Annotated in this window: 25 protein-coding genes; 4 read left to right on the forward strand and 21 right to left on the reverse strand. The window is 65.8% G+C overall.

Annotated elements, in window-relative coordinates:
- The first annotated feature begins 46 nt into the window (after positions 1–46).
- A complete protein-coding gene (locus tag CXB49_RS00295) occupies positions 47–598 on the forward strand; it encodes a VOC family protein (protein WP_199406746.1) in 552 nt (183 codons plus the stop codon).
- A gap of 22 nt (positions 599–620) precedes the next feature.
- Here the strand turns inward: CXB49_RS00295 and CXB49_RS00300 are convergent, their stop codons facing one another.
- The 5 genes from CXB49_RS00300 to CXB49_RS00320 all read right to left on the reverse strand — a co-directional run bounded on the left by CXB49_RS00300 (position 621) and on the right by CXB49_RS00320 (position 8,173).
- The gene (locus CXB49_RS00300; RefSeq protein ID WP_101706553.1) at positions 621–2,267 is read right to left on the reverse strand and encodes a Na/Pi cotransporter family protein; all 1,647 of its coding nucleotides are present in this window, start codon (positions 2,265–2,267) and stop codon (positions 621–623) included.
- Positions 2,268–2,656: 389 nt separating this feature from the next.
- Positions 2,657–3,751 carry a ferritin-like protein gene (locus CXB49_RS00305; protein WP_101706554.1) on the reverse strand — a complete coding sequence of 365 codons (1,095 nt, stop codon included), beginning with the start codon at positions 3,749–3,751 and terminating at the stop codon, positions 2,657–2,659.
- 35 nt (positions 3,752–3,786) lie between these two features.
- Positions 3,787–5,892 carry a hypothetical protein gene (locus CXB49_RS00310; protein WP_101706555.1) on the reverse strand — a complete coding sequence of 702 codons (2,106 nt, stop codon included), beginning with the start codon at positions 5,890–5,892 and terminating at the stop codon, positions 3,787–3,789.
- A 301-nt stretch (positions 5,893–6,193) separates the two neighbouring features.
- A complete protein-coding gene (locus tag CXB49_RS00315) occupies positions 6,194–7,381 on the reverse strand; it encodes a patatin-like phospholipase family protein (RefSeq protein ID WP_101706556.1) in 1,188 nt (395 codons plus the stop codon).
- A 9-nt stretch (positions 7,382–7,390) separates the two neighbouring features.
- Positions 7,391–8,173, reverse strand: a complete 783-nt coding sequence (locus CXB49_RS00320; protein WP_101706557.1) for a 3-hydroxybutyrate dehydrogenase — start codon at positions 8,171–8,173, stop codon at positions 7,391–7,393.
- Positions 8,174–8,495: 322 nt separating this feature from the next.
- Here CXB49_RS00320 and dkgB point away from each other — a divergent pair, with 322 nt between their 5' ends.
- The 3 genes from dkgB (at position 8,496) to CXB49_RS00335 (ending at position 10,818) form a co-directional block, all read left to right on the forward strand.
- A complete protein-coding gene (dkgB, locus tag CXB49_RS00325) occupies positions 8,496–9,299 on the forward strand; it encodes a 2,5-didehydrogluconate reductase DkgB (RefSeq protein WP_101706558.1) in 804 nt (267 codons plus the stop codon).
- Positions 9,300–9,355: 56 nt separating this feature from the next.
- On the forward strand, positions 9,356–9,694 hold the full coding sequence (locus tag CXB49_RS00330) for an FKBP-type peptidyl-prolyl cis-trans isomerase (protein WP_101706559.1): 339 nt from the start codon (positions 9,356–9,358) through the stop codon (positions 9,692–9,694).
- Between the two features lie 221 nt (positions 9,695–9,915).
- Positions 9,916–10,818, forward strand: coding sequence for a LysR family transcriptional regulator (locus tag CXB49_RS00335; protein WP_101706560.1), 903 nt, complete (start codon positions 9,916–9,918; stop codon positions 10,816–10,818).
- A 41-nt stretch (positions 10,819–10,859) separates the two neighbouring features.
- On the opposite strand, the gene CXB49_RS00340 is transcribed toward CXB49_RS00335, so the two are convergent.
- The 16 genes from CXB49_RS00340 to CXB49_RS00415 form a co-directional block, all read right to left on the reverse strand.
- Positions 10,860–11,468 carry a LysE family translocator gene (locus tag CXB49_RS00340; RefSeq protein ID WP_101706561.1) on the reverse strand — a complete coding sequence of 203 codons (609 nt, stop codon included), beginning with the start codon at positions 11,466–11,468 and terminating at the stop codon, positions 10,860–10,862.
- A 76-nt stretch (positions 11,469–11,544) separates the two neighbouring features.
- A complete protein-coding gene (locus tag CXB49_RS00345; protein ID WP_101706562.1) occupies positions 11,545–12,129 on the reverse strand; it encodes a nitroreductase in 585 nt (194 codons plus the stop codon).
- 19 nt (positions 12,130–12,148) lie between these two features.
- The gene (locus CXB49_RS00350) at positions 12,149–12,421 is read right to left on the reverse strand and encodes a 2Fe-2S iron-sulfur cluster binding domain-containing protein (protein ID WP_101706563.1); all 273 of its coding nucleotides are present in this window, start codon (positions 12,419–12,421) and stop codon (positions 12,149–12,151) included.
- Positions 12,418–13,383 (reverse strand): oligopeptide/dipeptide ABC transporter ATP-binding protein, encoded by a 966-nt coding sequence (locus CXB49_RS00355; protein WP_101706564.1) that lies wholly within the window; start codon positions 13,381–13,383, stop codon positions 12,418–12,420. Before CXB49_RS00355 ends, CXB49_RS00350 begins: the two co-directional genes overlap by 4 nt.
- A 9-nt stretch (positions 13,384–13,392) precedes the next feature.
- Entirely contained in the window at positions 13,393–14,352 is a 960-nt protein-coding gene (locus tag CXB49_RS00360; protein WP_101706565.1) for an ABC transporter ATP-binding protein, read from the reverse strand.
- Positions 14,349–15,197 carry an ABC transporter permease gene (locus tag CXB49_RS00365; RefSeq protein ID WP_101706566.1) on the reverse strand — a complete coding sequence of 283 codons (849 nt, stop codon included), beginning with the start codon at positions 15,195–15,197 and terminating at the stop codon, positions 14,349–14,351. The genes CXB49_RS00360 and CXB49_RS00365 overlap by 4 nt, the downstream gene beginning before the upstream one ends.
- Positions 15,198–15,199: 2 nt before the next feature.
- Entirely contained in the window at positions 15,200–16,207 is a 1,008-nt protein-coding gene (locus CXB49_RS00370) for an ABC transporter permease (RefSeq protein WP_101706567.1), read from the reverse strand.
- Between the two features lie 11 nt (positions 16,208–16,218).
- Positions 16,219–17,826 (reverse strand): ABC transporter substrate-binding protein, encoded by a 1,608-nt coding sequence (locus CXB49_RS00375; RefSeq protein ID WP_101706568.1) that lies wholly within the window; start codon positions 17,824–17,826, stop codon positions 16,219–16,221.
- Positions 17,827–17,910: 84 nt separating this feature from the next.
- The gene (locus CXB49_RS00380; protein ID WP_101706569.1) at positions 17,911–18,690 is read right to left on the reverse strand and encodes a 2OG-Fe(II) oxygenase; all 780 of its coding nucleotides are present in this window, start codon (positions 18,688–18,690) and stop codon (positions 17,911–17,913) included.
- A 57-nt stretch (positions 18,691–18,747) separates the two neighbouring features.
- On the reverse strand, positions 18,748–19,995 hold the full coding sequence (locus CXB49_RS00385; RefSeq protein WP_101706570.1) for an MFS transporter: 1,248 nt from the start codon (positions 19,993–19,995) through the stop codon (positions 18,748–18,750).
- Positions 19,996–20,005: 10 nt separating this feature from the next.
- A complete protein-coding gene (locus CXB49_RS00390) occupies positions 20,006–21,235 on the reverse strand; it encodes an ATP-grasp domain-containing protein (protein WP_101706571.1) in 1,230 nt (409 codons plus the stop codon).
- A gap of 75 nt (positions 21,236–21,310) precedes the next feature.
- Complete coding sequence (locus CXB49_RS00395; RefSeq protein WP_101706572.1) at positions 21,311–22,096, reverse strand: iron-containing redox enzyme family protein; 786 nt, start codon at positions 22,094–22,096, stop codon at positions 21,311–21,313.
- Positions 22,097–22,135: 39 nt separating this feature from the next.
- On the reverse strand, positions 22,136–22,597 hold the full coding sequence (locus CXB49_RS00400; RefSeq protein WP_233492900.1) for a DUF2000 domain-containing protein: 462 nt from the start codon (positions 22,595–22,597) through the stop codon (positions 22,136–22,138).
- A 213-nt stretch (positions 22,598–22,810) separates the two neighbouring features.
- Positions 22,811–23,047 (reverse strand): hypothetical protein, encoded by a 237-nt coding sequence (locus CXB49_RS00405; RefSeq protein ID WP_101706573.1) that lies wholly within the window; start codon positions 23,045–23,047, stop codon positions 22,811–22,813.
- A gap of 6 nt (positions 23,048–23,053) precedes the next feature.
- Positions 23,054–24,445: a hypothetical protein gene (locus CXB49_RS00410; protein WP_101706574.1), complete on the reverse strand. Its 1,392-nt coding sequence runs from the start codon at positions 24,443–24,445 to the stop codon at positions 23,054–23,056.
- A gap of 213 nt (positions 24,446–24,658) precedes the next feature.
- A complete protein-coding gene (locus CXB49_RS00415; RefSeq protein WP_101706575.1) occupies positions 24,659–26,203 on the reverse strand; it encodes a DHA2 family efflux MFS transporter permease subunit in 1,545 nt (514 codons plus the stop codon).
- Between the last annotated feature and the right edge of the window lie 6 nt (positions 26,204–26,209).

The following is a 26,209-nucleotide window of genomic DNA, read 5'->3' on the forward strand; positions in this document are numbered from 1 at the left end:
CGCGCGGTCTCCGCCGAGCGGTTCCGTTAGCTTTCAGGAGGGACGCATGATGAAAGTCGATCATATCCACCACGTGGCCTACCGATGCCGCGACGCCAGGGAGACCGTACTGTGGTACCGGCGGATGCTGAACATGGATTTCGTGCTGGCGGTGGCGGGGGACGCGGTGCCGTCTACCGGAGAGAACGATCCGTACATCCATGTCTTTCTCGACGCCGGCGACGGCAATATGCTGGCCTTTTTCGAGTTGCCGGGCCGCCCGGCGAGCGCGCCGGATCAGCACACGCCAAATTGGGTCCAGCACATCGCTTTCAGGGTCCGGGACCGCGCCGAATTGATCGCGTGCAAGGCGCATCTGCAAAGCAACGGTGTCGATGTGCTCGGCGTGGTCGACCACCGGATGTTCCACTCGATCTACTTCTTCGATCCGAGCGGCCATCGAATTGAATTGACGTGCCCGGATGCCAAGGAGGCGGAAATTCTCACGCGGCTGGATGCCGTCAAATGGGAAATGCTGGACGAGTGGTCCCGGACCCGGCGAGCGCCCGGCCATGCCGACTTCCTGTACCAGCGCGGCTTCGAGGACGCGATTGAATGAAGCGCGTCCGGCGCGGCGGAGCTTACGACGGCGCCAGCCTGTCGGCCGGCAATTCCCCGCGCTGCTCCAATAGCGGGTAGGCGGTGCCGGTCAGGTAGGAGTCTATCCGCTTGAGCACGCGCAGTGTCTCCAGATACAGATTGCTGCTTTCCAGATCGCCGGTATGGCCGGCCCGGATCTGATTGAACTGGCGCTCGGCGGCGTTCATCTCCATTTCGCGCATGCCGGCCTTCTCTTTCAGCAGCTGATGCGCCGAGCTCGCGTCGCCGAACATCAGGATGGTGACCGCCAGGTGCAGATGGCCCAGCAGCCGGCCCAGCGCCTCGTCGATATCGGACAGCTCGTCTTCCGACAGCGTCAGCTGCTGCTTCAGCAACCGGTTGGCGCTGGCCATCAGATTGCGGTCCACCATTTCGCTGATATGCTGGAGCACGCTGGCGAAATGGAGGATTTCGCCGATCCGCTGCAGCTTTTCCTGATCGAGGGAGTAGGGGCTGAGCGCCGCCAGATAGCGCTGGACGGCGCCGTGCAGCTGGCTCAGCTGATGGTCCATCGCGCGCACCTGGCCCACCATATTGCGGTCCTCCTCGCGGAAGACGGCCTGGGAGTTGCGCAGCATCAGCGTCAGCATGTCGGCCATCCGCAGCACCTCGCGCGCCGCATTGGTCAGCGCCAGCGTCGGCCTGCCCAGCATGGCCGGGTCCAGATACATCGGCCGGGACGGCTCGTCCTGCGCGGCGTGGGCCGGCAGCCATTTGACCAGCTGCCTGGACAGCGCCGGCAGCAGGCCGACGAACAGCGCCGACATCGCCAGATTGAACAGCAGGTGGAAATGCGCCGCCAGGCGGCCCGGGTCCGGATCGACGCTGAGAATGGCGTGCTGGATGTCGCCGAGAAAGGGCAGCGCCAGCGCGCAGCCGGCCAGCCGGTTCAGCAGATTGCCTATCGGCATGCGCAGCTGGGCCGGGTCGTCGCGATTGCCCTCCAGCACCGGATTGAGCGCGCTGCCGAGATTGGCGCCGAGCACCATGGCGACGGTGATGGTCGGCGACAGCACGCCGGCGCCGGCCAGCGACATGATGAACAGCATCGACGCGACGCTGGAGTGGGCGGCCAGCGAGAACAGCGCCGCGATCAGCAGATTCAGCGCCGGATCGCTGGTGATGCCTCCCAGCAGCGTTCTGAGCGTGCGCGAGGCCTCGATCGGCTGCACCGTCTCCAGTATCAGGTGCAGGGCCAGCAACATCAGGCCCAGGCCTATGCCCACCCGTCCCAGATCCCGGGTGCGGGTGCGCGCGCTGCGCCGGAAGGCGGTGACGCCGACCAGGATCAAGATCGGGAAGACCAGGGTGATGTTGAACGACAGAGCCTGCACGATCAGCGTCGTGCCGACATTGGCGCCCAGCATGACGGCCAGCGACGGGGCCAGGTCGACGATGCCGCCGGCGGTGAAGGCGCTCAGCATCAGCGCGGTGGCGGTGCTGCTTTGCAACAGGGTGGTAATGCCGAGGCCGGACAGAAATGCCCGCAGCGGATTGCGCAGGCTTCTGCCGAGAAACTGGCGCAGCTGGCTGCCGAATACGCGCAGGATTCCGGTATGCACCATGTGGATGCCCCACATCAGCAGGGCAACCTCGCCAAACAGATCGATGAGTATCTGCGTTGCCATATGGCTTGGCCTCTTTGTTTATCAAAGGCTCTCAGGTCGATGGGACCTGTGGCGGCGGTGGCGGATAATCGATGTCGATTCGGCGCTTGTCCGCCAAGGCAAAGATAATGGGCCCGGTGACCGATGTCGGGGGTGATCTCGCAAGCGGCCCTGTTCTTTGCGAGGGGGGCAAAATATTCGCCTCTGTTTTTGTATCATAAGCTGAAAAGCGCAAACTTCCATAAGAGCGCTTGTCGCCGCAATTTGTGATTTCAAATCGGGGGGCTGCGCGAATATATTCGTCTCTCATCGGCTTGCGCCGGATAAAGTCCGCCGCATTCGGGAAAAAAGAAGGGGCCGTCGGCCCCTTCTTTATATTGGCGCTATCGGTGTGGCCGAATCGGGCCGGATCAGTGGCTCAGCATGAACGGCGGCGCCGCGACCAGATTGGAGGCGTTGCCGCCGACGCTGCATTGCGCCACCTGCTGCGCCTGCAGCTTCAGCTGGTACATCAGGCCCAATGCCTTGTCCAGCATCGCCGGCTGGCCGTTGAACGTCTTGTTCAGGCTGTTCAGCAGCAACAGATAGGCGTCGTAGAAGCGCTGGGCGGCCAGCGAGGCCGGCGTGCCGGGGATGTAGTCGCTGACCGCCGCGTTGGCCAGGAAGTTGTAGATGCGTTCGCTGTCCAGCGGCACCGGCTCGCCGCGGTAGGACCAGCCGGAAACGGCTTCCGGATCGCGTTTCAACGTGCGACCGTGGTAGATCTCGCCGAACTTGAAATAGTGGGCGTAGCTGCCGTCGTCGTCGGTCGGCAGCGCGAGCTTGGCGAAGTCTATGCCCTCGCCCTGCAGCACGATGGTCTCTATCGCCTGGGCGGCGCTTTTCAGATCGACGATATAGCCGTTGGCCGGCGCGGTCTTGACCGGCGGAAACCATTTGCCGATATCGATCTGCTGCTCCTGGCGCGGATGGGCGAACAGTTCCGGGTCCAGTTCGACGGCCACGGCCAGCGCCGCCAGCACCGCCTGGTAGAACTTGCCTATCGAGGCGAACTCGCCGGGCACGTCCGGCGTCGGCTCCGATACCGTCTCGCCGGGCAGGATCTCCCCTTCTCGGGTGAACGGGCGCTCGATGGCCATCAGCACGTTCTTCAGCTGAGGTTTGGACAACGCCGCCAGCGTGACCTGCAGGTCGTTGTCTATCTTGGCCGGCAGCGGCCCCGGATAGCTCAGCGACTTGCCTATCGCGACGATGTCGGGGTTGCGGCCCAAGGCGATCAGGATATTGGCCGCCAGCGTCATGTGCAGCATTTCCTCGGTCACCACCGACTGGATCAGCGCCGCCGCGGCGCCGTTGCTGCCGGGCGCGATGGAAAACAGCGCGGTCAGATACGGCGGGATGGTGGCGAACTCCAGCTCGACCGCCGTGGTCAGCGCCTTTTTCAGCTCGGCGCTACAGGGATTGCTCTTCAGCTGGTCGATGACGCTTTGCTTGATGCGAAACATATGCTTGCCTTTCTCGAATGGGATGGGGGCGCGGCTCAGCGTTTGCCGCCCTTGGCGAAGTCGACGGCGTGGGCGCCCTGCAGCGCGTCGGTCCTGGCGCCGCCGCCGCGGGTCGGGCAGCGCTTGCCGAACATTTCCAGCATGCTTTTCGGCCGCCCCTGCTGTTGCAGCACCTGGTCGAAGTAGTCCACCAGCGCGCGCCGCTTGCTGCTGGACAGGTCGCGGGTGACCGGCATCTGGTCGGGATCGTCGTCGGGCTTGTCGAGCACGAATTTCAGGATGAAGGCGTTGGCGTCGGCCTGTTCACGTTGCGAGAAGTCGAACAGGCCCTGGCTCATCACCGGGTACAGATTGGCGTACTGCTGCAGGATGGGCTGGACGTCGCTCCAGTCGACCGGCGACGGTGCCGTGTAGCTGGAACGCACGACGATGGCGTACTGGTCGAATGTCTGCTGCACCGTCGGTTGGGGGGTGGTCAAGCCTCCGGCGAAGTTGTAGCTGTAGTTGAACAGCTGGCCGTCCAGATAGCCGCGCGGATAGCCCAGCGCCTTGGGGCCGGCGATGGTCAGGTCGATCCGGCCGTAGCCGTCGGTGCGCGGAGAAGCCTGTGTGAAGTGGATCTGCTCCTGCGGCAGATTGGTGGTCGGCGGCGCGGCCTTCGGCGTGGTCTGCGGCGGGTTGTCGGTCGGGCAGTCGCCGCTGTCCACCTGCGGCTTGGTCCAGGTCTCGACCAGCGTCACTTCGCCATTGGCCAGCGGCACGCCGTATTGCGCGACGAAGACGGTGGAAGTCAGCGTGTTGGCGTCGACACTGGCGTCGGGGTAGCCGCCGTTCGGGTCCAGGCGCAGCGCGAACTGATCGGCGCGCACTTCCCAGCCGTACTCGCCCTCGCAGCACAGCAGCAGCGCAAGGCCGTCGCCGCTGTCGTTGGCCGCGGTGACCAGCGCCAGCGGCAGAGAGTTGATCGTCGGCATCACCGCGTCCGAAATCGGCACCGCGACGATGCCGCTGCGGCTCAGCAGGCCGGCGTTGGAGATATCGATCGTGGCCAGCGGCCGGTACTGGGTCGGCTGCAGATAGGGGCTGTCCGGCAGGGTCCGCGGAGGTTTGCTCGGCGGATCGGGCGGAAGCAGCTGGGCGATGATGAACGGTTGTTGCCAGTATTGCTGGGTGTCGCCCTGCGTCGGCGCCTGCGCATTGGCGCTGCCGCTGCCGCATGTGACGTCGACCAGGTAGGAGGTTTCCAGCGTGGCGCCGGGCTGGTAGCGCAGCGGCAGCGCGTTGCTGAGGTCGGCATACAGGGTGCGGTCGACCAATTGGGCGCTGAACCAGCCGACATTGGGGATGTAGTCCTGCTGGTAGGACTGCGCCGGCAGCAGGCTGGCGGCCGGAATGAAGCGCCGGCCCAGCACGAAGGATTGCGGCTCGGTCGGGTAGGCGGGGCCGATGGCGCCCAGCAACAGACCGTAGGAGAAGAAGCTTTCACCGAGCCTGTCGTCATAGCCGTAGGTGGTCAGCCGCAGCGACAGCGTGTCGTTCTGCTGTTCGCAGATGGCCTTCAGCGCCTGCAGCAGCGGGCTGGCCACGCCGTCCAGATTCCATTCGACGCCGGTCAGCTGGGTCTGCCAGATCGCCGAGGCCGCCCTGTCGCCGCTGCTGTTGCCCACGCGGTTGAACCACAGGTCGCGGAAGGGGTTGGGCGCGTAGGCGCCGCGCATCAGGACCTGTCCGTTCGGGGCCTGCAGCGTGATGATCTGCCCGTAGATACAGGAGGCCAGCTGCCAGTCCGGGTCCAGGTCCACCATCTTGCCCGATGGCTGGTCGCCGGCGTTGCCGACGGTCAGGCCGATCGCGGCATCCTGCGCGTAGCGGGTGATCTCCTGGCCGTCCGGACCCAGCGCCGACTGCACCACGCAGTTTTTCAGGCTGAAGATGCCGGTGCCGAACGGATTCCACCAGCCGTTCCATTCGATCTCCTGGCTGTTGCCCGGCATCTCGACTTTGTTCGGCGCATAGGTCGGTTGCTGGAAATGCGGTTCGAAAGTGGAGATGTCGAAATGCCGCGGATCGTTGTTGACGGTGGAGACGTCCGATTGGAACAGGCCGGAAAACGCGAGGCGGGGGTACTGAAGATAGCTCATGCAACCGCTCCTTGGTCAGTTTGCAACAGTGTGGACAGGCACGTTGAACTGCGGGAACCGCTGGTGGTGCTTGGAATGGCGCGTCGGGTGACACCTGCACGAGATGTGGATCGCGAACGCGCGGGAACGGGCATGGAATATCCGTTGCAAGTCGTTCGTCATTTTGTTTGCTTTTCAATCTGGCAGAGGGCATACCCGATTGCAATGGCAAATCGGGGCGCTAAGGGAAAGCACCGAGTCGATCGCGGCGCCGGCTGCGAGGGGAGGGGACGGCGGCGGGACGGCGCCCGCCGCCTGTAGGCTAAGGCTGGCGGCGGTGCACGTCGTGGGTGACGAAGGGGTGGTCGGGCGACGGCATCCGCAGCCACTCCGGGTGGGACAGGCTGTCGCGGATGTCGGCCAGGCCGGCGGCCCAGTGCTCGCGCATCGTGCGGGCGCCGAACTGGTAGTCCTTGTAATGGCCCTCGCAGGGCTTGTCCTGGTAGATCAGGTGCACCACATTGAACAGCCGGTCGCAGGCCTGCTCGGCGGCGCGGCGATAGGCCGGCGAGTCGCGCGCCGCTTCCGGCACCAGTGCCAGCGCCTCGCGCAGCAGCAGGCGGAACTGCTGCGTCTCCCGCATATAGTCGGTGATCATCCGCGTGCGGCTGGAGAACTGGATGTCCTTCTGCCTGAGCGCGACGCGGGACAGATCCTCTGGCAGCGCGCCGCCGGCGTTCCACAGGTCCACCTGGAACACCAGCGCGTGCTTGCGCGGCCGCGCGGTCAGCACCTGCTGCAACGGCGTGTTGGACACCATGCCGCCGTCCCAGTAGTGCTCGCCGTCTATCTCCACCGCCGGAAAGCCCGGCGGCAGCGCGCCGGAAGCCATGAAGTGCTCGGCGCGCAGCCGTCTGCGCGTGTTGTCGAAGTAGACGAAGTTGCCGCTTTTGACATTGACGGCGCCGACCGACACCCGCATCTCGCCGCTGTCGTTCAGCCGATCGAAATCGACCAGCCGCTCCAGCGTGCTCTTCAGCGGCGAGGTGTCGTAGAAGCTGGCGGCGCCGGAGGCCAGCGGATGGCGCGGCACGAAGAAGCCGTTCTGGCCTTCGATCAGCGCGCGCCAGGCCTCCAGGCCGTTCAGCCAGCCCAGCAGCGGCGGCGGCAGCGTCTCTGCGTCGTCGAGCAGATTGTGCGGCGACGGCGGCAGCAGCGGCTGGCGGCTGATGGTCTGCCAGAATTGCTCCAGCCGCTCTGCGCGCTTGTCCGGCGGGTTGCCGGCGATGACGGCGGCGTTCAGCGCGCCTATCGAAATGCCGGCCACCCAGTTCGGGTGCAGCCGCTTCTCAGCCAGGCCCTGGTAGACGCCGGCCTGGTAGGCGCCCAGCGCGCCGCCGCCCTGCAGCACCAGCGCCACCACCTGGTAGCGGTGGTCCGGCGGCAGGGCCGGACTGCGGTAGGGGCCGGCGTCGGCATGGCAGGCCGAGTTCAGTTTGTCCGATGCCATGCGCGCCCCTTACTGCATGAACCAGCCGTGGCTGACGACGAAGGACTGGCCGGTCAGCGCGGCGCTGGGGAAGGCGGCCAGGAACAGCGCGGTCTGGGCGACATCGTCGACGGTGGTGAACACGCCGTCGACGGTATTGCCCAGCATCACGCGCTTGATCACTTCGTCCTCGCTGATGCCCAGCTCCTTCGCCTGCTCCGGAATCTGCTTGTCGACCAGCGGCGTGCGCACGAAACCGGGGCAGATCACGTGCGAGCGCACATTGTACGGCGCGCCTTCCTTGGCCAGCACGCGGGCCAGGCCCAGCAGCGCGTGCTTGGCGGCGACGTAGGCCGATTTCAGCGGCGAGGCCTCGTGCGAGTGCACCGAGCCCATATAGATCACCACGCCGCCGCGCTTGTCCTTGTACATGTGCTGCAGCGCGGCCTTGGTGGTCAGGAAGGCGCCGTCGACATGGATGGCCTGCATCTTCTTCCAGTCGGCGAAGCTGTAGTTGACGATGGGATTGACGATCTGGATGCCGGCGTTGGATATCAGGATGTCCAGATGGCCGAAGGCGTCCACCACCTGCTGGGTGCCCTGGTTGACGGCGGCCTCGTCGGTGACGTCCATCGCCACGCCTATGGCCTTGCCGCCGGCGGAGGCGATTTCGTCGGCGGCCTTGCGGGCGGCGTCGAGATTGATGTCGGCGATGGCCACCGCCGCGCCGGCGGCGGCGTAGACCCGGGCGATTTCCTTGCCGATGCCGCTGGCGGCGCCGGTGATCAGGGCGACTTTTCCATTCAATTGCATGGCGCTTCTCCTGTCGTTTCTTTCAAGGGAACAACTGGCGAACGGCGGACGGCGCGGAGCCGCCGCCGGTCTATCGGATGCATTCGGTACGAGGCCGGGAGGCGGGAGGAGTTCCCGCGGCGATGACGTTGTATTGTAGCTCGGCCGCCCGGCTACGTCCGGCCGGACTCGGCCAGTCAGCGGCAGAGCGCGGCGAGGCCATCGCGATCGCCGATCGGTGGCCGGCGTCTAGCCGGCCGGGCGCGGCTCCGGTAGGCTGGGCGGTCAAGCCGCGCGCGGCGGCCGGCTGCCGCCCGGCCTCAACTCGACAAGGAAACGCATCATGCAAATGCCGAAACTGGGAGTGGGCACCTTCCGCCTGAAGGACCGGCAGGCCGAGGACTCGGTGTCCATGGGCCTGGAGCTGGGCTATCGCCACATCGACACCGCGCAGATCTACCGCAACGAGGCCGACGTCGGCCGCGCGATCGCCAAAAGCGGCGTGCCGCGCGACGCGCTGTACGTCACCACCAAGATCTGGACCGACCAGTTCGGGCCCGGCCGCCTGATCCCCAGTCTGCGCGAGAGCCTGGACAAGCTGGGGCTGGACAGCGTGGACATGACGCTGATCCACTGGCCGTCGCCCAAGGACGAAGTGCCGATGGCGATCTATATGACGCAGCTGGCCGAGGCCAGGCAGCTGGGACTGACGCGCGAGATCGGCGTGTCCAACTTCACCGTCGCCCATCTGAAGCAGGCGGTGGACGCCGTCGGCGCCGACGCCATCGGCACCCATCAGCTGGAAGTGCATCCGTATCTGCAGAACCTGAAGGTCCGCGCCTTCTGCCGCGAGCACGGCATCGCGCTGACCGGCTACATGCCGCTGGCCTACGGCCGGGTGGTGGGCGATCCGACGCTGCGGGACATCGGCGCCAAGCACGGCGCGACGGCGGCACAGGTCGCGCTGGCCTGGCAGCTGCAGCAGGGCATCGCGGTGATTCCGTCGTCGACCCGGCGCGAGAATCTGGCGGCCAATCTGGGCGCGCTGTCCCTGCGGCTGGACGACGGGGACATGGCGCGGATCGCCGGTCTGGAGGACGGCGGCCGCATCGCCGACCCGGACTTCGCGCCGGCCTGGGACGTCTGAGCCATCCGCCGCCGCGCGGGTTACAATGCGGTTTTGTCGCCCGCGTGGGAAACAGCATGAACGAAGAGTTGAAGATCGAGGACCTGGTGGTCGGCGACGGCAAGGAGGCGGTACGCGGCGCGCTGATCACCACCCACTACACCGGCTGGCTGGAGGACGGCAGCAAGTTCGACTCCTCCGTGGACAAGGGCCGGCCGTTCCAGTGCGTGATCGGCACCGGCCGCGTGATCAAGGGCTGGGACCTGGGACTGATGGGCATGAAGGTGGGCGGTAGGCGCAAGCTGTCGGTGCCGGCGCATCTGGCCTATGGCGAGCGTCAGATCGGCGACCGCATCCCGGCCCATTCCAATCTGCTGTTCGAGATCGAATTGCTGGAGGTGTTGACGCGGGATTGAGCGGTGGACGGGGGCCGGACGGACCGGGCCGCGGCGGCGTGGCGCAGGGTGGATCAGCGGTAAAAATATCTCATATGAATAGTCTTGCTTGTGAATTCACTGATAATGAATTATTTTTATGCTTTTAGCATCTTTGTGTCATCGTAGTCCAGGCCTGCTCTGTCGTATGTCCCGCGCCGGCGTTTACATACTTTGCGGCTTCGGGTTTATCGGAGAGTGAAATGATTGACGATATCCGCTACCTCATCGTCTTTGCCAAGATTGCCGAAGTGGGATCGATGTCCGGCGCCGCGGAGGCGCTTGGCATCACCACCGCCACCATCAGCCAGCATCTGACCAAGCTGGAAAAGAACCTCGACACGGCGCTGCTGTACCGCAACACCCGCAAACAGGCCCTGACGCCGGATGGCGAAAACCTGCTGGAGACGGCCAGGGCGATGCTGGACCTGTACGAGAAGGGCATCATAGGTTTCAAGCAGCGCTCGACGCTGATGACCAGCAGCCTGCGCATCTCGATTCCGGCGATGTTCATCAACAGCAGCTTCATGGACGAGGTGGCGCGTTTCATCGGCGAGAATCCGGACATCCAGCTGAGCATCGTATGCAGCGACAACCGCCAGGACATCATCGGCGAAAACATCGATGTGGCGTTCCGCATCGGCGACATGCCGGACAGCTCGCTGAAGTCCAAGCCCATTTTTTCCTTCCCGCGCAGAGTGGTGGCCTCGCCGGAATTTCTCGCGCGCCACGGGCCGATCCGGCATCCGCGCGATCTGGCCGCGGTGCCGTGGATAGGCCTGACGATGCGGGCCGACAACCGCCATTTCCGCCACCCGTCCGGCGAGGAATGCGGCATCCGCTACACGCCGTGCACCCGGGTGGACAATGTCGCCGCCGCCTATCAGCTGGCCCTGCGCGGCGTCGGCCTGGCCGCCCCGCCGGAATTCATGGTTGAGCGCGACGTCGCCGACGGCGCGCTGGAATGGGTCTTGCCGGAATGGTCGCAGGAGCCGATGCGGGTGTACGCGGTATGGCCGTCCAATGTGTCCAGCAGCAGCGTCGCCTACCGGCTGATCCACGTCATCTGCAACGCCTTGCAGCACGTCAGGGCGATGGCGGCCTGACGGCGCCGGGCCGGTCCCGGGAGGGACCGCCCGGCCGGTTCTCAGTGCAGATACTGCCGTATCTGCAGGTAGATCAGGTAGCCGGCCGACAGGATCAGCATGCCGCCCATCAGCATATTGAAGGCCCGTATCCGCGTCCGGGTGTTCAGCAGCACCGAGACCCGGTCCCCCAGCACCGCCCAGGCGGCCAGCGACAGGTAGCAGATCAGGAAGTAGATGACGACGAAGGCGATCAGCGGCTTGTGGCTGCTGGGGCTGGAGAACAGCACGACGCCGGAGGCGCAGGAGATCCAGGCCTTGGGGTTTAGCCACTGCAGCAGGAAGCCCTGGCTGAAGGTTGGGATGGCCCGCTTGTCCAGCGAGATTTCCGGCGACGACATCGCGATCTTGTAGCCGACGTAGATGATGAAGGCCGAGCCGGCCAGCTCCAGATACATCAGAAAGCTCGGGTAGGCGCTGATCATCTGCTGGAACCAGAAGCCGACGAAGATCAGCAGCAGCGTGAAGCCTATGGTGGCGCCGGAAACGAAGGGGATGGTGCGGCGCACGCCGTGATTGGCGCCGGAGGAGACGATCACCATGTTCACCGGGCCCGGGGAAATGGACATCGTCAGCGAGAACACCATCATCGCGATTAGCAGGTTGATCATTGTTTCTTTGTCCTATGGTTGTGCGGAATCCGTATCGATCGAATATCCATTTAACATGAAAATCGGCGGCAAGGAACTAGCCGGCCGGCGCCAGATGCTTGTCCAGGCGGCTGAAGTGCTTTTCCAGCGGCGGGCGGCTGACGGGCGCCGCGCGTTTTTCCGGATCGAGCTGGCGGCCCAGTCCGAGGAAGCCGGTGATCAGCGTGTGTTCGCCCAGGCCCAGCTTTTCGCGCAGCGCCGGGTTGTAGGCCCACTCGCCGGTGCGCCAGAAGCAGTGGTAGCCGAGCGCCTCGGCGGCGACGACCATGTTCTGGATCGACGCGCCGGCCGACAGCACCTGCTCGATCTCCGGCACCGGAGCGGTCCGGTTCACGTCGAGCAGGCAGATGACGATGTGCGGCGTCGCCAGCAGCTTGCGCTCGGCCTTGTCCCGGTAGGACGCCGCGCTCAGGCCGCTGTCCTCCGGGCGGGAGGAGGCGATCAGCTCGATCAGCATCGCCTTGTGCTCGGGATGGCAGACGATGAAGCGCCAGGGGCGCAGCCGCTTGTGGTCCGGCGCGGTCAGCGCGCACTGGAAGATGTCCTGCAGATCGGACGGCGGGATTTCGCCGTCTATCAGCGGTTGGGATTTGCGTTGCAATATCGTGTTGACGAGGCTCACCGGCGTTCTCCTGTGGTGGTCAGTCGGGGATGATCACGTGGGCGTCGCCGAGCAGCAGCGACGAGCAGGACAGCACATGGCCCTTTTCCAGCACGTGTTTTTGGGGGTGAAGCTCGCCGCTGGCCAGCTGTACCCGGCAGGAGCCGCACAGGCCTCTGCGGCAGGAGCTGGGTATCGGCAACAGCATCTCCTCGATGTTTTCCAGTATCGATTTGTCCGGGTCGGCGTCGCCGACGTAGTCGGTGCCGCGGAAGGTGACCCGCAGCGACAGGGACGGGGGTGTGGCGTTCATTGGCGGTTCTCGATCAGGAAGCAGGCGGCGCTGCGGTCGGCGAGCGCGCGCATGGCGGGCCGCTCGGCCGAGCAGCGGGGCTGGGCCTGCGCGCAGCGCGGGGCGAAGGCGCAGGCGGACGCGCCTGCGGCGGCGGTCTGCAGCTCGCCTGGCGGTGGCGGCACGCGTTTCGCGTCCTGCCGGCCGGGCATGCTGGCGACCAGCGCCTGGGTGTACGGATGGCGCGGCGAGTCGATGACGGTGCCGGCCTCGCCGTATTCCAGCAGCTGTCCGGCATACATCACCGCCACGTCGTCGGCGATGTGGCGGACGACGGACAGGTCGTGCGAGATGAAGACGAAGGTCAGTCGCAGTCTTTGCTGCAATTCCAGCAGCAGATTGAGGATCTGGGCCTGGACCGAGATGTCCAGCGCCGACAGCGGCTCGTCCAGCACCAGGATCTCCGGCTGGCTGGCCAGGGCCCGGGCGATGCCGACCCGCTGGCGCTGTCCGCCGCTGAGGGCGCCGGGCAGCACGTGCAGGAACTGGCTGCCCAGCCCGACGGCCTGCAGCTGCTGCTCGGCGATCCGCATCCGCTCCTCGCGCGACGGTCCGCCGCGGCGGGCCAGCGCGGTGGTGACGATCTGCCAGATCGGCTTGCGCGGGTTCAGCGAGGAATACGGATCCTGGAAGACCATCTGCACGCGGTGGTAATAGTCGCGCAGCGGGATGTCGGCGATGTCGGCGCTGTCGTTCCGGCCGGCGATGCGGATCGCGCCGGCGCTGGGCCGTTCCAGCTGCAGCAGCAGGCGGGCCAGCGTGCTCTTGCCGCTGCCGGATTCGCCGACCACGGCCAGGGTGCGGCCCTGGCGCAGCGGCAGCGAGACCTGGTCCAGCGCCTGGGTGTGGCCGGGTCGCAGCCACGAGCCGCCGGAGCGGAAGCGCTTGGAGAGCCGTTCGATGGTGATGATGTCGTGTGACATTGGCGGTCCTCAGAGATGGCAGCGGTAGGTTGCCGCGCCATGGCCGACGCGCGGCTTCAGCGCCGGCGGCTGCGCGCAGCCGGCCTCGGCGCGCGGGCAGCGCGAGGAGAAGCGACAGCCGGCGATGGCCTGGCCTATCGGCGGCACCGTGCCCGGTATCGTCGGCAGGACGGTCTTTGGCGGCAAGGCGTGTGTCGGGCGGGCCGCCAGCAGGCCCTGGGTGTACGGGTGGGCGGGCAGGCCGGTCAGCATCGCCGCGCTGCCGGTCTCGACGATCTCGCCGGAATACATGACCTGGATGCGGTCGGTGTATTCCCCGATCACGCCGATATCGTGCGAGACCAGCAGGATGGACATGCCGCGCTGACGGCGCGCTTCCAGCAGCAGGTCCAGGATCTGGCGCTGGATGGTGACGTCCAGCGCGGTGGTCGGCTCGTCGGCGATCAACAGCTCGGGCCGGCAGGCCAGCGCCATCGCGATCATCGCGCGCTGCGCCATGCCGCCGGACAGCTGGTGCGGATAGCTGGCCAGCCGCGCGCCGGGCGAGGCGATGCCCACCTGCTCCAGCAGTTCGGCGCCGCGCCGCGCGAGGCCGCGCCTGTCCAGACCGGGTTCGGTCCGGCGCAGGGTTTCCGCCAGCTGGCTGCCTATGGTCAGCGACGGGTTCAGCGCGCTCATCGGATTCTGGAAAATCATCGTCGCCCGGCGGCCGCGCACGACCGACCAGTCGCGCTTGCGCAGCGTCAGCAAGTCGTGGCCGCACAGCTGGAGCCGCCTGGCCTCGACGCCGGCGCCGGGCGGCAGCAGGCCCATCAGCGCCAGATTGGTGACGCTCTTGCCGCAGCCGGATTCGCCGACCACACCCAGGACTTCCCCGCGTTCCAGCTGGAAGCTGATGTCGCGGATCACGGTTTTGGGGCCGTCGGCCGACGGCAGCCGGACCGTCAGGTTCTGCACGTCGATGATCATGGCTGGCCTCCCAGTTTCGGATCCAGTTTTTCCTGCAGGGCGTCGCCGAGCAGATTGAAGGTCAGCACGGTGGCCAGGATGCACATGCCCGGCAGCACCAAGAGATACGGGCTGGACTCGATGAAGGGGCGGGCGTCGGCCAGCATCGTCCCCCATTCCGCGAGCGGCGGCCTGGCGCCCAGGCCGAGGAAGCCCAGCGCGGCGATTTCCAGGATGGCGTCGCTGAAGCCCAGCGAGGCCTGGACGATGATCGGTCCCCAGCAATTGGGCAGCACTTCCGACCACAGGATGGTGAAGCGGGACGAGCCGCAGGTGTGGGCGGCCTGCACGTATTGCTTTTTCATCTCCAGCGAGGCCACCGAGCGGACGATGCGGATGAAGCGCGGCACCGCCACCAGCGTGATGGCGACAGTCATGTTCAGCAGGCCCGGTCCCAGTACCGCCACCACCACGATGGCGAGCAGGATGCTGGGCAGGGTCATGACGATGTCGGTCAGGCGGGTGATCACGGTGTCGATCCAGCCGCCGTACACGCCGGCGAGCAGGCCGAGCAGCGAGCCGGTCAGCATCGATACCGTCACCACGCCGAAGCCGATGCCCATCGAGCTGCGCGCGCCGTAGACCAAGCGCGCCAGCAGGTCGCGGCCCAGGTCGTCGGTGCCCAGCAGCGGGCCGCCGGCGAGGCCGGGGGCGGACCGCAGGCGGTCGCTGAGGCCGTAGGGGTCGAGGTGGACGATGAGCGGCGCGAGCAGGCCGAGGGCCATCAGCGCCAGCGTGCCGTACAGCGCCATCCGTCCCGTCGCGAGGCGCCAGGGGCGGTAAGGCCAAAATGGCTGTTTTGACATGATCAGACTCGCATTCTGGGGTTGGCGACGCGATAGAGCAGATCGACGCCGGCATTGGTCAGGATCACCAGCACGCCGATCAGCAGGATGCTGCCCTGGATCACCGGGTAGTCGCGGGCGTAGACGCTGTTGACGATGTAGCTGCCGACGCCGGGCCAGCCGAAGATGGTCTCGGTCAGAATGGCGCCGGCTATCGCCGAGCTGACGAAGAACAGTCCGCCGACGGTGATCACCGGCAGCAGGGCGTTGCGCAGCGCGTGCAGCCAGATGATGCGCAGCGCGGCCAGGCCCTTGGCGCGCGCGGTGCGGATATAGTCTTCGCCCAGCACCTCGCTCATGCTGGCCCGCGTCATGCGGGCGAAGACGGCGATAGGCGTCGCGGCCATCGTCAGCGTCGGCAGCAGCAGGTGGTGCAGCGCGCTGAAAAAGGCGTCCAGGCCGTAGCGGGCGGTCGCCTCGGGCAGCAGGGTGTCGATCAGCATGAAGCCGGTCGCCGGCCGGATGTCGAAGGCGATGTCCAGCCGGCCGGAAACCGGCGTCAGGCCCAGCATCTCGGAGAACACCAGGATCAGCACCAGGCCCAGCCAGAACACCGGCATCGAATAGCCTATCAGCGAGCCGACGGTGATCAGCTTGTCGACGACGCTGCGGCGGCGGATGGCGGCGATCACGCCGGCGGGCACGCCCACCAGCAGCGACAGCAGGATCACCGCGACGCCGAGCTCGATGGTGGCCGGCCAGCGCGCTAGCAACTCGGTCTGCACCGAGCGGCCGGAGACGATGGACGAGCCGAAGTCGCCGCCGGAAGCCCGGCCGACAAAGCCGAGATACTGCTCGAACAGCGGCCTGTCCAGGCTCAGCCGGTGCAGCGCCTCCTGGTATTGCCTGGGGTCGGCGCCTCGCTCGCCTATCATCAGCAGCACCGGGTTGCCCGGCGCCAGCCGGATCACGAAGAACGCGATCAGCGTGATGCCGAGCAGGGTGCAGAGTAAGGTCCCTAACTTGATCATGCGCTCGGCTCTCAGCGGTTCTGATACGACAGGGGCGCGAAGTAGTCCATGTCGAACGGATTCACGACGAAGCCGTTCACGCGCGCGCTCAGCACGCGGTAGACCTTGGAGTGCGCGATCGGGATGATGGGCTCGTCCTTGCTCAGCTGCTGCAGCGCCTGCTGGTAGAGCTTGCTGCGGACCTTGGCGTCGTCGGTGCGGCGGGCGTCGCTGATCAGCTTGTTGAACGTCGGCTGGCAGTAGCGAGAGTTGTTGGAGCCCCGGGTGACGGAGTCGCAGCTGAGCAGCGTGTACAGGAAGTTGTCCGGATCGCCGTTGTCGCCGGACCAGCCCAGCTGCACCATCTGGTGCTCGCCGCGCTTGACCTTGTCCAGATAGGTGGCCCAGTCGAACGTCGCCAGCTCGACCTTGATGCCCACCTTGGCCAGATCGGCCTGCATCATTTCCCCCATCTTGCGGCCGTTGGGGTTGTAGGGGCGGCTGACCGGCAGCGTCCACAAGGTGGTGCTGAAGCCCTTGGCGTAGCCGGCCTGGGCCAGCAGCGCGCGCGCCTTGACCGGGTCGTAGCCATAGGTCTGCACCTTGTCGGTGTAGGACCACATGGTCGGCGGGTACGGGTTGATCGCGACCTTGGCGTTGCCCAGGTAGACCGCGTTGACATAGGCCTGCTTGTTCAGCGCGTAGGCGACGGCGCGGCGTACCAGCACATTGTTGAACGGCGGCTTCTCGACGTTCATCGCCAGGTAGCCGATGTTCATGCTGTCCTGCTCGCTGAGCCGCAGTTGCCGGTTGTCGCGAATGATCTGCAGATCGGCCGGGGACGGCGACACCGCGATCTGGCATTCGCCCTTTTTCATTTTCTGCAGTCGCACGCTGGCGTCGGGCGTGATCGCGAACACCAGATTGCGGATCTTGGGCTTGGCGCCCCAGTACTGCGGATTGGCGGCGTAGCGTATCGTGCTGTCCTTCAGATAGCTGCTGAAGGCGTAGGGGCCGGTGCCGACCGGCAGGATGTCGATGTCGGCCGGCCGGCCGGCCTTCTGCAGGCGGCCGCCGTATTCGGCGGACAGGATGGACATGAAGGGCATGGCCAGATCGGTCAGGAACGGCGCTTCCGGCCGGGTCAGCACGATGCGCACGCTGTAGTCGTCTATCTTGCCGACCGAGGCGATCAGCTTGTCCATGCCCATGCCCTGGAAGTACTGGTAGTTGCCGCCGCCGACCGCGTGGAACGGATGGTCGGCCTTCAGTTGGCGGTTGAACGAGAACAGCACGTCGTCGGCGTTGAAGTCGCGGCTGGGCGTGAAGAAGGCGGTCTTGTGGAATTTGACGCCGCGGCGCAGCTTGAAGACATAGGTTTTCTGATCGGCGGACACGGTCCAGCTTTCCGCCAGCGCCGGCGCGACGCGGGAGCCGCCGGGGGCGAAATCCACCAGGCGGTCGTACAGCGTGGTGGTGGTGGCGTTGCGGGCGGTGCCGGACAGCGTGATCTGCGGGTTCAGCGATTCGGGGCTGCCCTCGGAGCAATACACCAGGGTGTCGTCGGCCGGGGCCGCGTGCGACAGTTGCGGCGCGGCGCCGAGCAGCGCCGCCAGCAGGGGAGCGATTTTCTTGTTCATTTTGCGTGGAATCCGGATGGGGGCGGTAAAGGCCGGGCGGGCGGCGGCGGTGGGGCCACGCCCGGCGTCGCGTGTGGCGCGGGCTTAGGACCAGAGGCCCAGGCTGCCGTCCTGTTTCAGGCCGATGAAGGAGGTCTGGGAGATGCGGTGGCCGTCGGTATTGCCCAGGATCTCGTGGAAGTTCTGCGTGTTGAACAGGATCAGGTCGCCCACTTTCGGACGGATGCGCAGGTGGTCCTCGCGCTCCAGCACCTCGTAGGGGAAGTAGTACTCGCCCGGCACCTTCATGTGGTCGTTGGCGGCGGTGTGGATGGTGTCGTAGATCACCAGTTCGCCGCCGGTGTTCAGCATGCTGTAGTAGATGTTCCAGGTCATCTGGCGGCTGATCTCGGTGACGGACCACGGCTGCTTGATGTGGCTGGGCGCGTGGTCGGCGTGCAGGCGGCCGTGGCCGCGGAAGCTGCGGAAGGCGCCGGCGAAGTACTGGCCGAAGCCGGGCTCCTCGAACAGGCCGACCGGGCGGCCGGTCTGGGCAAGCGCGTCGATGACCATCGCCACCGGATCGATGTTCAGGCTGTCGTAGATCTCGTCTATCACTTGCTGGGCCTGATCCTTCTTGTCGAAGTAGATCGGCTTCTCCGAATGGGCCCATTGGTTGTGGCACAGGCCGATGTGATGGACCGGGATGTCCTTCAGGTGGTCGTAGTTGTCGAAGGCCGTCTCGCGCAGCCGCTGCGCCACCCGCTCACAGGTTTCGACCGGGATGAAGTTTTCGACGATGATGCCGGGGATCTTGAAATCCATCAGCAGGTTCAGGTTTTCTTCGGTCAGTGCGCACAGTTCGTTGCGAATCCAGTTAGCCATGATGCGATGCCTCGTTAAATGGTGATTGAATGGTTCTGCCGCCGGGCTCCGGCGGCCTCAATTCGATGAAAATGCCGGAACCGGCGATTTGTAGCTGGCGACGGCCAGGCTGATGATCAGCAGGTAGGCGGTCATCAGCGTCCCTATCATCAGCAGGTAGTCGTGGCCCAGGTGGTCGAGCAGCATGCCGACCGCGGTCGACAGCACGCTGGCGCACAGGCAGCCGACGGCGAAGGAGATGCCGAACACCGAGCCCAGCTGTCCCTTGGGCGCGAAGGCCACGATGCCGCTGAAACCCATCATCCAGACGAACTCGAACACGACGATCATCAGGGTGAAGAGCGCGGCGCTGGCCAGCGGCTGCCGCACGCAGACGGTGGCGACGTACAGCCCCGCCGCTACCAGCGACAGGCCGGCGGTCAACAGCTGGGTCTGGCCGAAGGGGCGCTCGAACAACCGGTATTTCTTGCAGAAGAACGAGAACGACGACGAGCCGGCGATGATGGCGACGCTGGCCAGGATGTAGGACGCCGACACCGCGCCGGAGCCCAGACCCAGCTTCTGGATCGGGAAGATCGGCTGCAGGGTGCTGTAGGTCCCCTGGAAGAAGGTCGCGGTCAGCGGCGGCAGCAGGGCGCAGATGAACAGGCGGCGGTCGCCGTTCAGCGCGTCGCGGTATTCCTTGACGCGGACGGCGAGCGTGCGCCGCTGCGGGCTGCCGGTGTCGCCGAGCTCTTCTATGCTGCGGGTCAGGAAGACCAGCAGCGCCGATACCACGAAGGTGACGGCGTCCAGCGCCACCACCAGGCGGATGTCGATCTTGTTGGCGACGAAGACGCCGAGCACCGCGGCCAGCCCGATCCCGACGTGATAGCTCGATTGCAGGAAGGACGCGTAGTGGGTCGCCTTCGCCTTCGGAAACAGCACGCGGCTGGCGACGGTCTTGTTGATCCGGTTGACGTGGTCGACCAGCCCGCGAACCAGCAGCAGGCCCGCTACCGCCAGATACTCGCCCTGCGAGACGAAGAGCAGGACCGGCAGGGTCATCACGGCCGACACCATGTCGAGCAGATACCATCGCGTCCGCGGGTTCATGCCGTGGTCCCAGTCGCTGCGGTACAGCACCACCAGCAAGGCCGGCAGCCATTGCAGCGAGATGAAGATCGACGTCATCAGCCCCGATTGCGTCTTGGCGTAGACGGTGACGGCGAGCACGATGTGCAGCAGCACGGAGCCGGCCGACGAAATGGTGAAGGCGGACGTGCTTAGCAGTAGGTTAAGCCTGCCCCTGTTGAGCTGGATCATGTGGGCGCCTTTATCCGATCACGGTCTGCGCTGCGACGAAGTCGATGGCGCGGGCGGCGTTCAGCTTGGCTTCCTGCTGATCCTTGCCGGTGCACATGACTTGCACGATCCAGCTGTAGTTGGAGTTCAGCTCCTGCAGCTCGTCGCCGACCTCGTGGTGCAGCCAGACTTCCTGCACGCCGGCGCGAAGCTTGATCTCCTCCGTCGACGGCATGCTGCGGATGACGCCGGCCTGCGGGCTGACGAAGCATTTCCACGCCGCGCCCTGCTTGAAGCGGTACAGCGGCTGACGCTCTTCCAGCGTGCCCAGGCAGAGGTCGACATAGTCGCCGACGATGGAGCGCGCGGTGGACAGGTCCAGCATGATGGAATGGCCGCTGCCGCCGACGCGGGTATTGACCTCGACCAGGTGCGGGCCGCTGTCGGTCACGATGATTTCGACGTGGGAGGCGCCGAAGTCGTAGCCGATGGCGTCCAGCGCCGCGCAGGCCATCGCCGCGACGGCGTCGCGGTCGGTGTCGTGCCAGGGGAAGGAGGCGCCGATCTCGATGCTGTCCTTGATCACGTCGCGGTCGGCGACGCCGACCACCTGGTGCTGGCCGGCGGCGGTGGTCAGGATTTCCACGCTGACCAGATGGCCGTCCAGATAGTCCTCGGCGACGAAGTCCGGCGAGATCCAGTCTTCCCGGATGCCGGCCAGCTCCTCGACGATGCGGCCGATGTCGGCGCGGTCGCGGCAGATGACGGCGCCGATGCTGGAGTGCCCCTGCAGCGGCTTGAGGAAGCAGGGGAAGTTCAGCTTGTCCTGTCGCGCCGGCAAGTCCTCGATGCGGTCCAGGCGCTCGCACTTCACGGTGTCGGCGCCCTTTTCCAGCAGGGTCTGGCGGAACTGGAACTTGTCCTGGGTGATGGCGACCGCCTCGGGATTGCTGCCGCGCAGGCCGAGCGCGCGGCACAGGCGGGCGGCGACCTGGGTGCGGATCTCGGCGAAGGTCAGCAAGGCGTCCACGACGCCCACCTGCTGTTTCAGCGCCGCCAGCACCTCGTCCAAATCATTGGAGTCCTTGACGGAGACGATCTGGTCCGCCAGGTCCAGCTTGTACAGGCAGGAGGCCGGGAACCATTTACGGAAGCGATCGAAGCTGTCGGTCACGAGCACGGCGCGGTAGCCTCTGGTCTTGCAGTAGAGGAGCGCGTCCAGGCCGCTGAAATTGGTTTCGATGAATACGACTGTCTTCATGCGGATGGTCTTTCTGGGCGAAGCCGTCCCCGCCGCCCCCGGTTTGCGGGGCGGTGGCGGCGAGGATGGGGAGGATTAGGCGCAGGCGCGCAGGTCGGCTTCCAGGTTGATCAGGCGCGAGCACTGATCCCAGAAGCGGTGCCAGAAGTCGATGCCTTCGTCGAAGGACTGCTGGAATTCCTGGCGTTGGGTCTCGGTGGTGCAGAAGCGCAGGAAGTTGGCGACCGAGTGGCGGATGTGCTCGGTCTCGTCCGCGCGGTGGATCTTGAAGAACGGCGTGGCGGACAGGATGTCGGCGCAGCGCTCGTCGTGGCACAGGTTCTCGAACAGCACCTCGATGTTTTCCTCGGCGATGATTTCGAAGCTCATCAACAGGCCGACGATGCCGTACTGGCTGGTGGTGTTGACCAGCGTGCGGTCCAGCACCTGGAGGATTTCCTTGATCGAGGAGCCGGAGGCGTTGGGGATGACCTGCACGCCGACTTCGTTGATCGCGTCCAGGAACAGCTTGGAGTGGATGTAGTTCTTGTCGCGGCCGCCCAGCTCGTCGTAGGCGATCTGGATCAGGTGGTGCTGGCGTTCCGGATCGTCGGTCTGCGCGACGGCCTTGGTGATGAAGGTCGGAACGTAACAGGTGAAGTCGTACCAGGCGGTGGCCATGGTGTCGGCGGAGATCAGCGAGCGCTTGCTTTTCAGCGTGGCCTTGATATTGGCGAATACATTGCGCTTGTTGGCTTCGGCCATGAAGTGATTGGTCCAGAATACCACTTCCGGATGATCGTAATCGTATTCCGCTTCCGGAATCAGATAGCGCGGGGCATTGACGGCTTTTTTCTCGATGGTGATGGCTTGTTGAGTCATGATCGTATTGCTTTTCAGGATAAAGTCGAGGTGGCTAAATCAACGCAATAAACCAAGGTCGCCGGTCAGTTGCGTTACGGTCTTCTTATCGCCAAACAGCGCGAGTCCGAAATATTCGATTTGCTCTTCGGGGCCCTGTTTCAGGACCGCGGCGTATTCTTCATAAGAGCGGGTGGTGCGGGTGGCGCTGATGACGTCGATCACCAATAGTTCTGGTTCGAACTCTTTCAGCTTGGCGCGCATGCTTTTCAACAGTTCGCCGTCGCCTTTCAATATCGGAATTCCGATGGTGGTAATGCCTTGATGCAGATGCCCGGCGCTGTCCGGCAAATCATGGCCTATCATTTCCGGGCGCAGTTTTCCGATGCTGGCGCCGAGTACCGCCGCCGTATTGGCGATGACGCCCAGCGGAAGGCTGCCATCAACAATCAGTACGCACTTTTTGTCTTGCATTTCTTTCTGTCCCTTCTTGGCATGGCTGTTATTTACACGGAAAAGCATCGTGCCTATTCATACTAGCGAGATGGCTCTGGCTTATGAATAGCAATATCTCTAACTGCGCTTTTAGATAAAACCGGGCCAATCCAGATAGTCTCGGACAATATATTGGATACATTTGGCGGCGCCGCGCGGGGGGCCAGGCGGACGGAAGAGAGGCGGGCAAGAAAAGAGGCCCGAACGGGCCTCCTGGACTGCGGTGTCGGTCGGCGAGGATCAGTAGCCGATATTCCTCACCGCCTGCGGCCCCAGCCGCTGGCACAGCTGCATCAGGTAGAGGCTGTCCGGGCCGACGCGGACATTGGCCGAATCGACGGCGCCGAGCGTGGGCGGCACCGGCACGCCCTGCGCGTCCGGCACATCGGGGTTCAGCGTGCCGCTGCTGCCTATCGCCCAGTTGGTGGCGCCCGGCGGCGCGGCGACGGCCAGCTGGTCCGCCTTGGCATTCCACACGACGCCTCAGCCGATGCTCCAGCCGTGGCCGCTGCCGTCGGCGCCGCGGTTGCCCAGCGCGATCGCGCCGCCGACGTCGGCGTTGTCGACCAAGAGGCCGGTGGCCCAGCGCTGATGCGGCTCGATATTGCCGCAGGCCTCGGCCCGGCCGCTGAAGTTCAGCAGCACATTGGGGCCGCCGGCCTGGGCCTGGGTGGCGTAGTAGAACGACTTCTTGCTGCCGTTGGACGCGCTGCGGTCCACCAGCACCTGGCTGCCGGCGATGCTGAATTCGAATTCCTTGGCGCCGGAGCAGTCGACATTGTTGTGGTCGTGGTTCAGCGCCACTTTTTCCAGCGTCAGCCGCCGCCCCTGCTTGCCGACGACGACGCCGCCGGTGAAGTTGTGCGCCTGGATGTCGTTGAGCCAGCCGTCGGCCAGATTGTCCAGCGTGGCCACCGAGTAGTCGGTTCCGCCGCCGCGCGGCTGGCCTTCCAGCGCCAGATGCTCGGCGCCGATCCGGCCGGCGATGCCGGAGGCCGAGTATTTCTGCACGCTGCCGCCGTTCGTCCCCAGATAGCCGCTGTCGAATGAGTCGGACAGCGGCGCGTCCAGCGTCAACGCCTTGCCGTCGACGGCGGCGACGACGCGCAGCCAGTACTCGTTGTTGTTGCCGGCGTTGATCCAGGTTTGCGGCTTGCCGTCGCGGACCAGCTGGTCCATGTCCATCAAGTGTATCCATTCGGCGCTGGCGCGGCGGCGCACCATCACCGCGTCTCCGGGCTTGAAGCCGGACGCGTCGGCAACGTGGATCACGCTGGCGCCGGACGGCAGGTAGCCGTCGGCGATCGCGGCGGCCGCGCCGACCGGCGTCAGGCTGGCGCTCGCGCCGCCCAGGCTCAGCATGACGTGGCCGGCGCCCTGTGCCTTCAGCACGGTGCCGCCGGCGCCGGAACCGCTGCCGCGTAGCACCACGCCGTCGCTGGCGAGCGTGATCGGCGCCTCGAGCAGGAAGGTGCCGGGGGCCAGCAGCACCGCGCCGCGCACGCCGTTCGCCGCCGGCAAGGCGGCCACCTTGGCGATGGTGGCCTGGATGTTGGCGAGGTCGCTGGCGGCGTTGCCGCTGGGCTTGACCGTGGCTTTGACCGGCGCCGCCGGCAGCGCGACGCCGCCGCCCATATAGCCGGCGCTGGAGAAGTCCATGATGTGGTCGCCGTTGCCGTTCAGCGGCGCATAGGCGAGGCCGCCCTGGCCGTCGTCCTTCACCCAGCGGCTGCGGGTGGCCGCCTTGCCCCACAGCGCCTGGCAGGACTGGGCGAAGGCGTCGTGGTGTATCGGCTGGAACGGCGCGGCCGAGGCGGCCTGGGCGGCGAGCGCGGCGGCGAGGGTCAGCGCCAGCCGCTTGATCGTATGGTTCATTGCTGAGGGTTTCCTGTCTGCGTTGAGTGGGGCGGAGGCGCTGCCGGCTGTGCCGGCCTGAATTATTTTTACGGCATATTGATAGCACGCGGCCTATGTAAACGTCTGTTACAAGATGGAGGCCGCATGTAAAGGCCGGCCTTCGAGACAGGGCGAAAAAAAGCCCCGGCCACAAGGGCGCGGGGCAAGCTGGTGAAACGGGGATGGAGAAACTCAGTGGGCCTGGCTGGTGTCGGCGACGCGGCCGGGCTTGGGCGCCAGCCAGATCGCGCAGGCGGCGACGATGAAGGACAGTCCGGCCAGCCAGAAGATCTGGTTGGTCGACAGCATGATGCTCTGCGCCTGCAGCGTCTGTTCGATCACGCCCCAGGCGGTGGCGTCGGACAGGCCGCCGCCTTGCAGCGCGCGCAGCGCGTCGCCGCCGCCGTCCACCATGCCGACCAGTTCGGCGTGGTTGTAGTTGGCCTTGTCGTCCCAGGCGGTGGTGACCAGCGAGGTGGCGAAGGCGCCGGACAGCGTGCGCATGAAGCTCATCAGGCCGGCGGCCGAGGCCACTTCGGCCGGCTCCACGCTGGACAGCGCCAGCCCGGTCAGCGGCACGAAGAAGAAGGGCATGCCCAGGCCCTGGAACAGCAGCGGCAGCGCCACCTGCCAGAAGCCCATGTCGGTGGTGGAGAAGCTGCGGTACAAGGTGACGCAGCCCAGCCACATCACGCCGCAGAACACCAGACGGCGCGGGTCCAGCCGGGTCGACAGCCTGGCGGCGATCGGCGCCACCATCACCGCCAGGATGCCGCTCATCGCCGTCGCGTAGCCGGCCTGGGTGGCGGTGTAGCCCATATAGGCCTGCAGCCATTGCGGCGTCAGCACCGTGGCGCCGAAGAACGATCCGAACGCCAGCGAGATGGTCAGCACGCTGGCCCAGAAGCCGCGGTGGCGGAACACCCTGAGGTTGACGATGGGCTGGGCCTCGGTCAGCTCCCAGATCAGAAAGGCGGCGAAGCCGACGACGGCGGCGATGGCCAGTCCGACGATGACGGGCGAGCCGAACCAGTCCAGTTCCTTGCCCTTGTCCAGCAGCAGTTGCAGCGAGGCCACCCACACCATCAGCAGCGCCAGTCCGACGACGTCTATGCGCAGCCTGGCCGTCTGGCTCTGGTAGCGCTTCAGCAGCCTCCAGCCGACGAAGCCGCAGCCCAGCGCGATTGGCACATTGATGTAGAAGATCCACGGCCAGCTGACCTGATCGCACAGCGTGCCGCCCAGTATCGGGCCCATGATGGGCGCCACCAGCGTGGTCATGCTCCACAAGCCTATCGCCGCGCCGGCCTTTTCCTTGGGGAAGATCTGCAGCAGCAGCGTCTGCGACATCGGCATCAGCGGGCCGCCGGCCAGGCCCTGCAGCACGCGGAACAGCACCAGCGTCTCCAGCGAACCGGCCAGGCCGCACAGCATCGAGAACAGGCCGAACAGCAGCATGGCGCCGACGAACAGCCGCACGGTGCCCAGGCGCGCCGCCAGCCAGCCGGTCAGCGGCACGATGATGGCCTCGGCCACCGCGTAGGAGGTGATGACATAGGTGCCCTGGCTGGACGACACCGCCAGGCCGCCGGCGATATTGGGCACCGAGACGTTGGCGATGGTGGTGTCCAGCACCACCATGAAGTTGGCGGCGGCCAGCACCAGCGCCGCCAGCCACAGCATATTGCCGGTCAGCGGCTGCTGGACGCCGCCGCCGACGGGATTCGCGCTAGACATGGGGGC

This window comes from Chromobacterium sp. ATCC 53434 (assembly GCF_002848345.1).
In the GTDB taxonomy this organism is placed as follows: Bacteria; Pseudomonadota; Gammaproteobacteria; order Burkholderiales; family Chromobacteriaceae; genus Chromobacterium.

Bases quoted from the DNA above. Each gene is read 5' to 3' on its own strand.
- CXB49_RS00410 (WP_101706574.1), bottom strand. From the start codon at position 24,445: ATGAACCATACGATCAAGCGGCTGGCGCTGACCCTCGCCGCCGCGCTC.
- dkgB (WP_101706558.1), top strand. From the start codon at position 8,496: ATGCAAATGCCGAAACTGGGAGTGGGCACCTTCCGCCTGAAGGACCGG.
- CXB49_RS00365 (WP_101706566.1), bottom strand. From the start codon at position 15,197: ATGTCAAAACAGCCATTTTGGCCTTACCGCCCCTGGCGCCTCGCGACG.
- CXB49_RS00395 (WP_101706572.1), bottom strand. From the start codon at position 22,096: ATGACTCAACAAGCCATCACCATCGAGAAAAAAGCCGTCAATGCCCCG.
- CXB49_RS00310 (WP_101706555.1), bottom strand. From the start codon at position 5,892: ATGAGCTATCTTCAGTACCCCCGCCTCGCGTTTTCCGGCCTGTTCCAA.
- CXB49_RS00385 (WP_101706570.1), bottom strand. From the start codon at position 19,995: ATGATCCAGCTCAACAGGGGCAGGCTTAACCTACTGCTAAGCACGTCC.
- CXB49_RS00375 (WP_101706568.1), bottom strand. From the start codon at position 17,826: ATGAACAAGAAAATCGCTCCCCTGCTGGCGGCGCTGCTCGGCGCCGCG.
- CXB49_RS00355 (WP_101706564.1), bottom strand. From the start codon at position 13,383: ATGTCACACGACATCATCACCATCGAACGGCTCTCCAAGCGCTTCCGC.
- CXB49_RS00360 (WP_101706565.1), bottom strand. From the start codon at position 14,352: ATGATCATCGACGTGCAGAACCTGACGGTCCGGCTGCCGTCGGCCGAC.
- CXB49_RS00380 (WP_101706569.1), bottom strand. From the start codon at position 18,690: ATGGCTAACTGGATTCGCAACGAACTGTGCGCACTGACCGAAGAAAAC.
- CXB49_RS00300 (WP_101706553.1), bottom strand. From the start codon at position 2,267: ATGGCAACGCAGATACTCATCGATCTGTTTGGCGAGGTTGCCCTGCTG.
- CXB49_RS00330 (WP_101706559.1), top strand. From the start codon at position 9,356: ATGAACGAAGAGTTGAAGATCGAGGACCTGGTGGTCGGCGACGGCAAG.
- CXB49_RS00415 (WP_101706575.1), bottom strand. From the start codon at position 26,203: ATGTCTAGCGCGAATCCCGTCGGCGGCGGCGTCCAGCAGCCGCTGACC.
- CXB49_RS00335 (WP_101706560.1), top strand. From the start codon at position 9,916: ATGATTGACGATATCCGCTACCTCATCGTCTTTGCCAAGATTGCCGAA.
- CXB49_RS00320 (WP_101706557.1), bottom strand. From the start codon at position 8,173: ATGCAATTGAATGGAAAAGTCGCCCTGATCACCGGCGCCGCCAGCGGC.
- CXB49_RS00315 (WP_101706556.1), bottom strand. From the start codon at position 7,381: ATGGCATCGGACAAACTGAACTCGGCCTGCCATGCCGACGCCGGCCCC.
- CXB49_RS00370 (WP_101706567.1), bottom strand. From the start codon at position 16,207: ATGATCAAGTTAGGGACCTTACTCTGCACCCTGCTCGGCATCACGCTG.
- CXB49_RS00295 (WP_199406746.1), top strand. From the start codon at position 47: ATGATGAAAGTCGATCATATCCACCACGTGGCCTACCGATGCCGCGAC.
- CXB49_RS00400 (WP_233492900.1), bottom strand. From the start codon at position 22,597: ATGCTTTTCCGTGTAAATAACAGCCATGCCAAGAAGGGACAGAAAGAA.
- CXB49_RS00350 (WP_101706563.1), bottom strand. From the start codon at position 12,421: ATGAACGCCACACCCCCGTCCCTGTCGCTGCGGGTCACCTTCCGCGGC.
- CXB49_RS00305 (WP_101706554.1), bottom strand. From the start codon at position 3,751: ATGTTTCGCATCAAGCAAAGCGTCATCGACCAGCTGAAGAGCAATCCC.
- CXB49_RS00340 (WP_101706561.1), bottom strand. From the start codon at position 11,468: ATGATCAACCTGCTAATCGCGATGATGGTGTTCTCGCTGACGATGTCC.
- CXB49_RS00390 (WP_101706571.1), bottom strand. From the start codon at position 21,235: ATGAAGACAGTCGTATTCATCGAAACCAATTTCAGCGGCCTGGACGCG.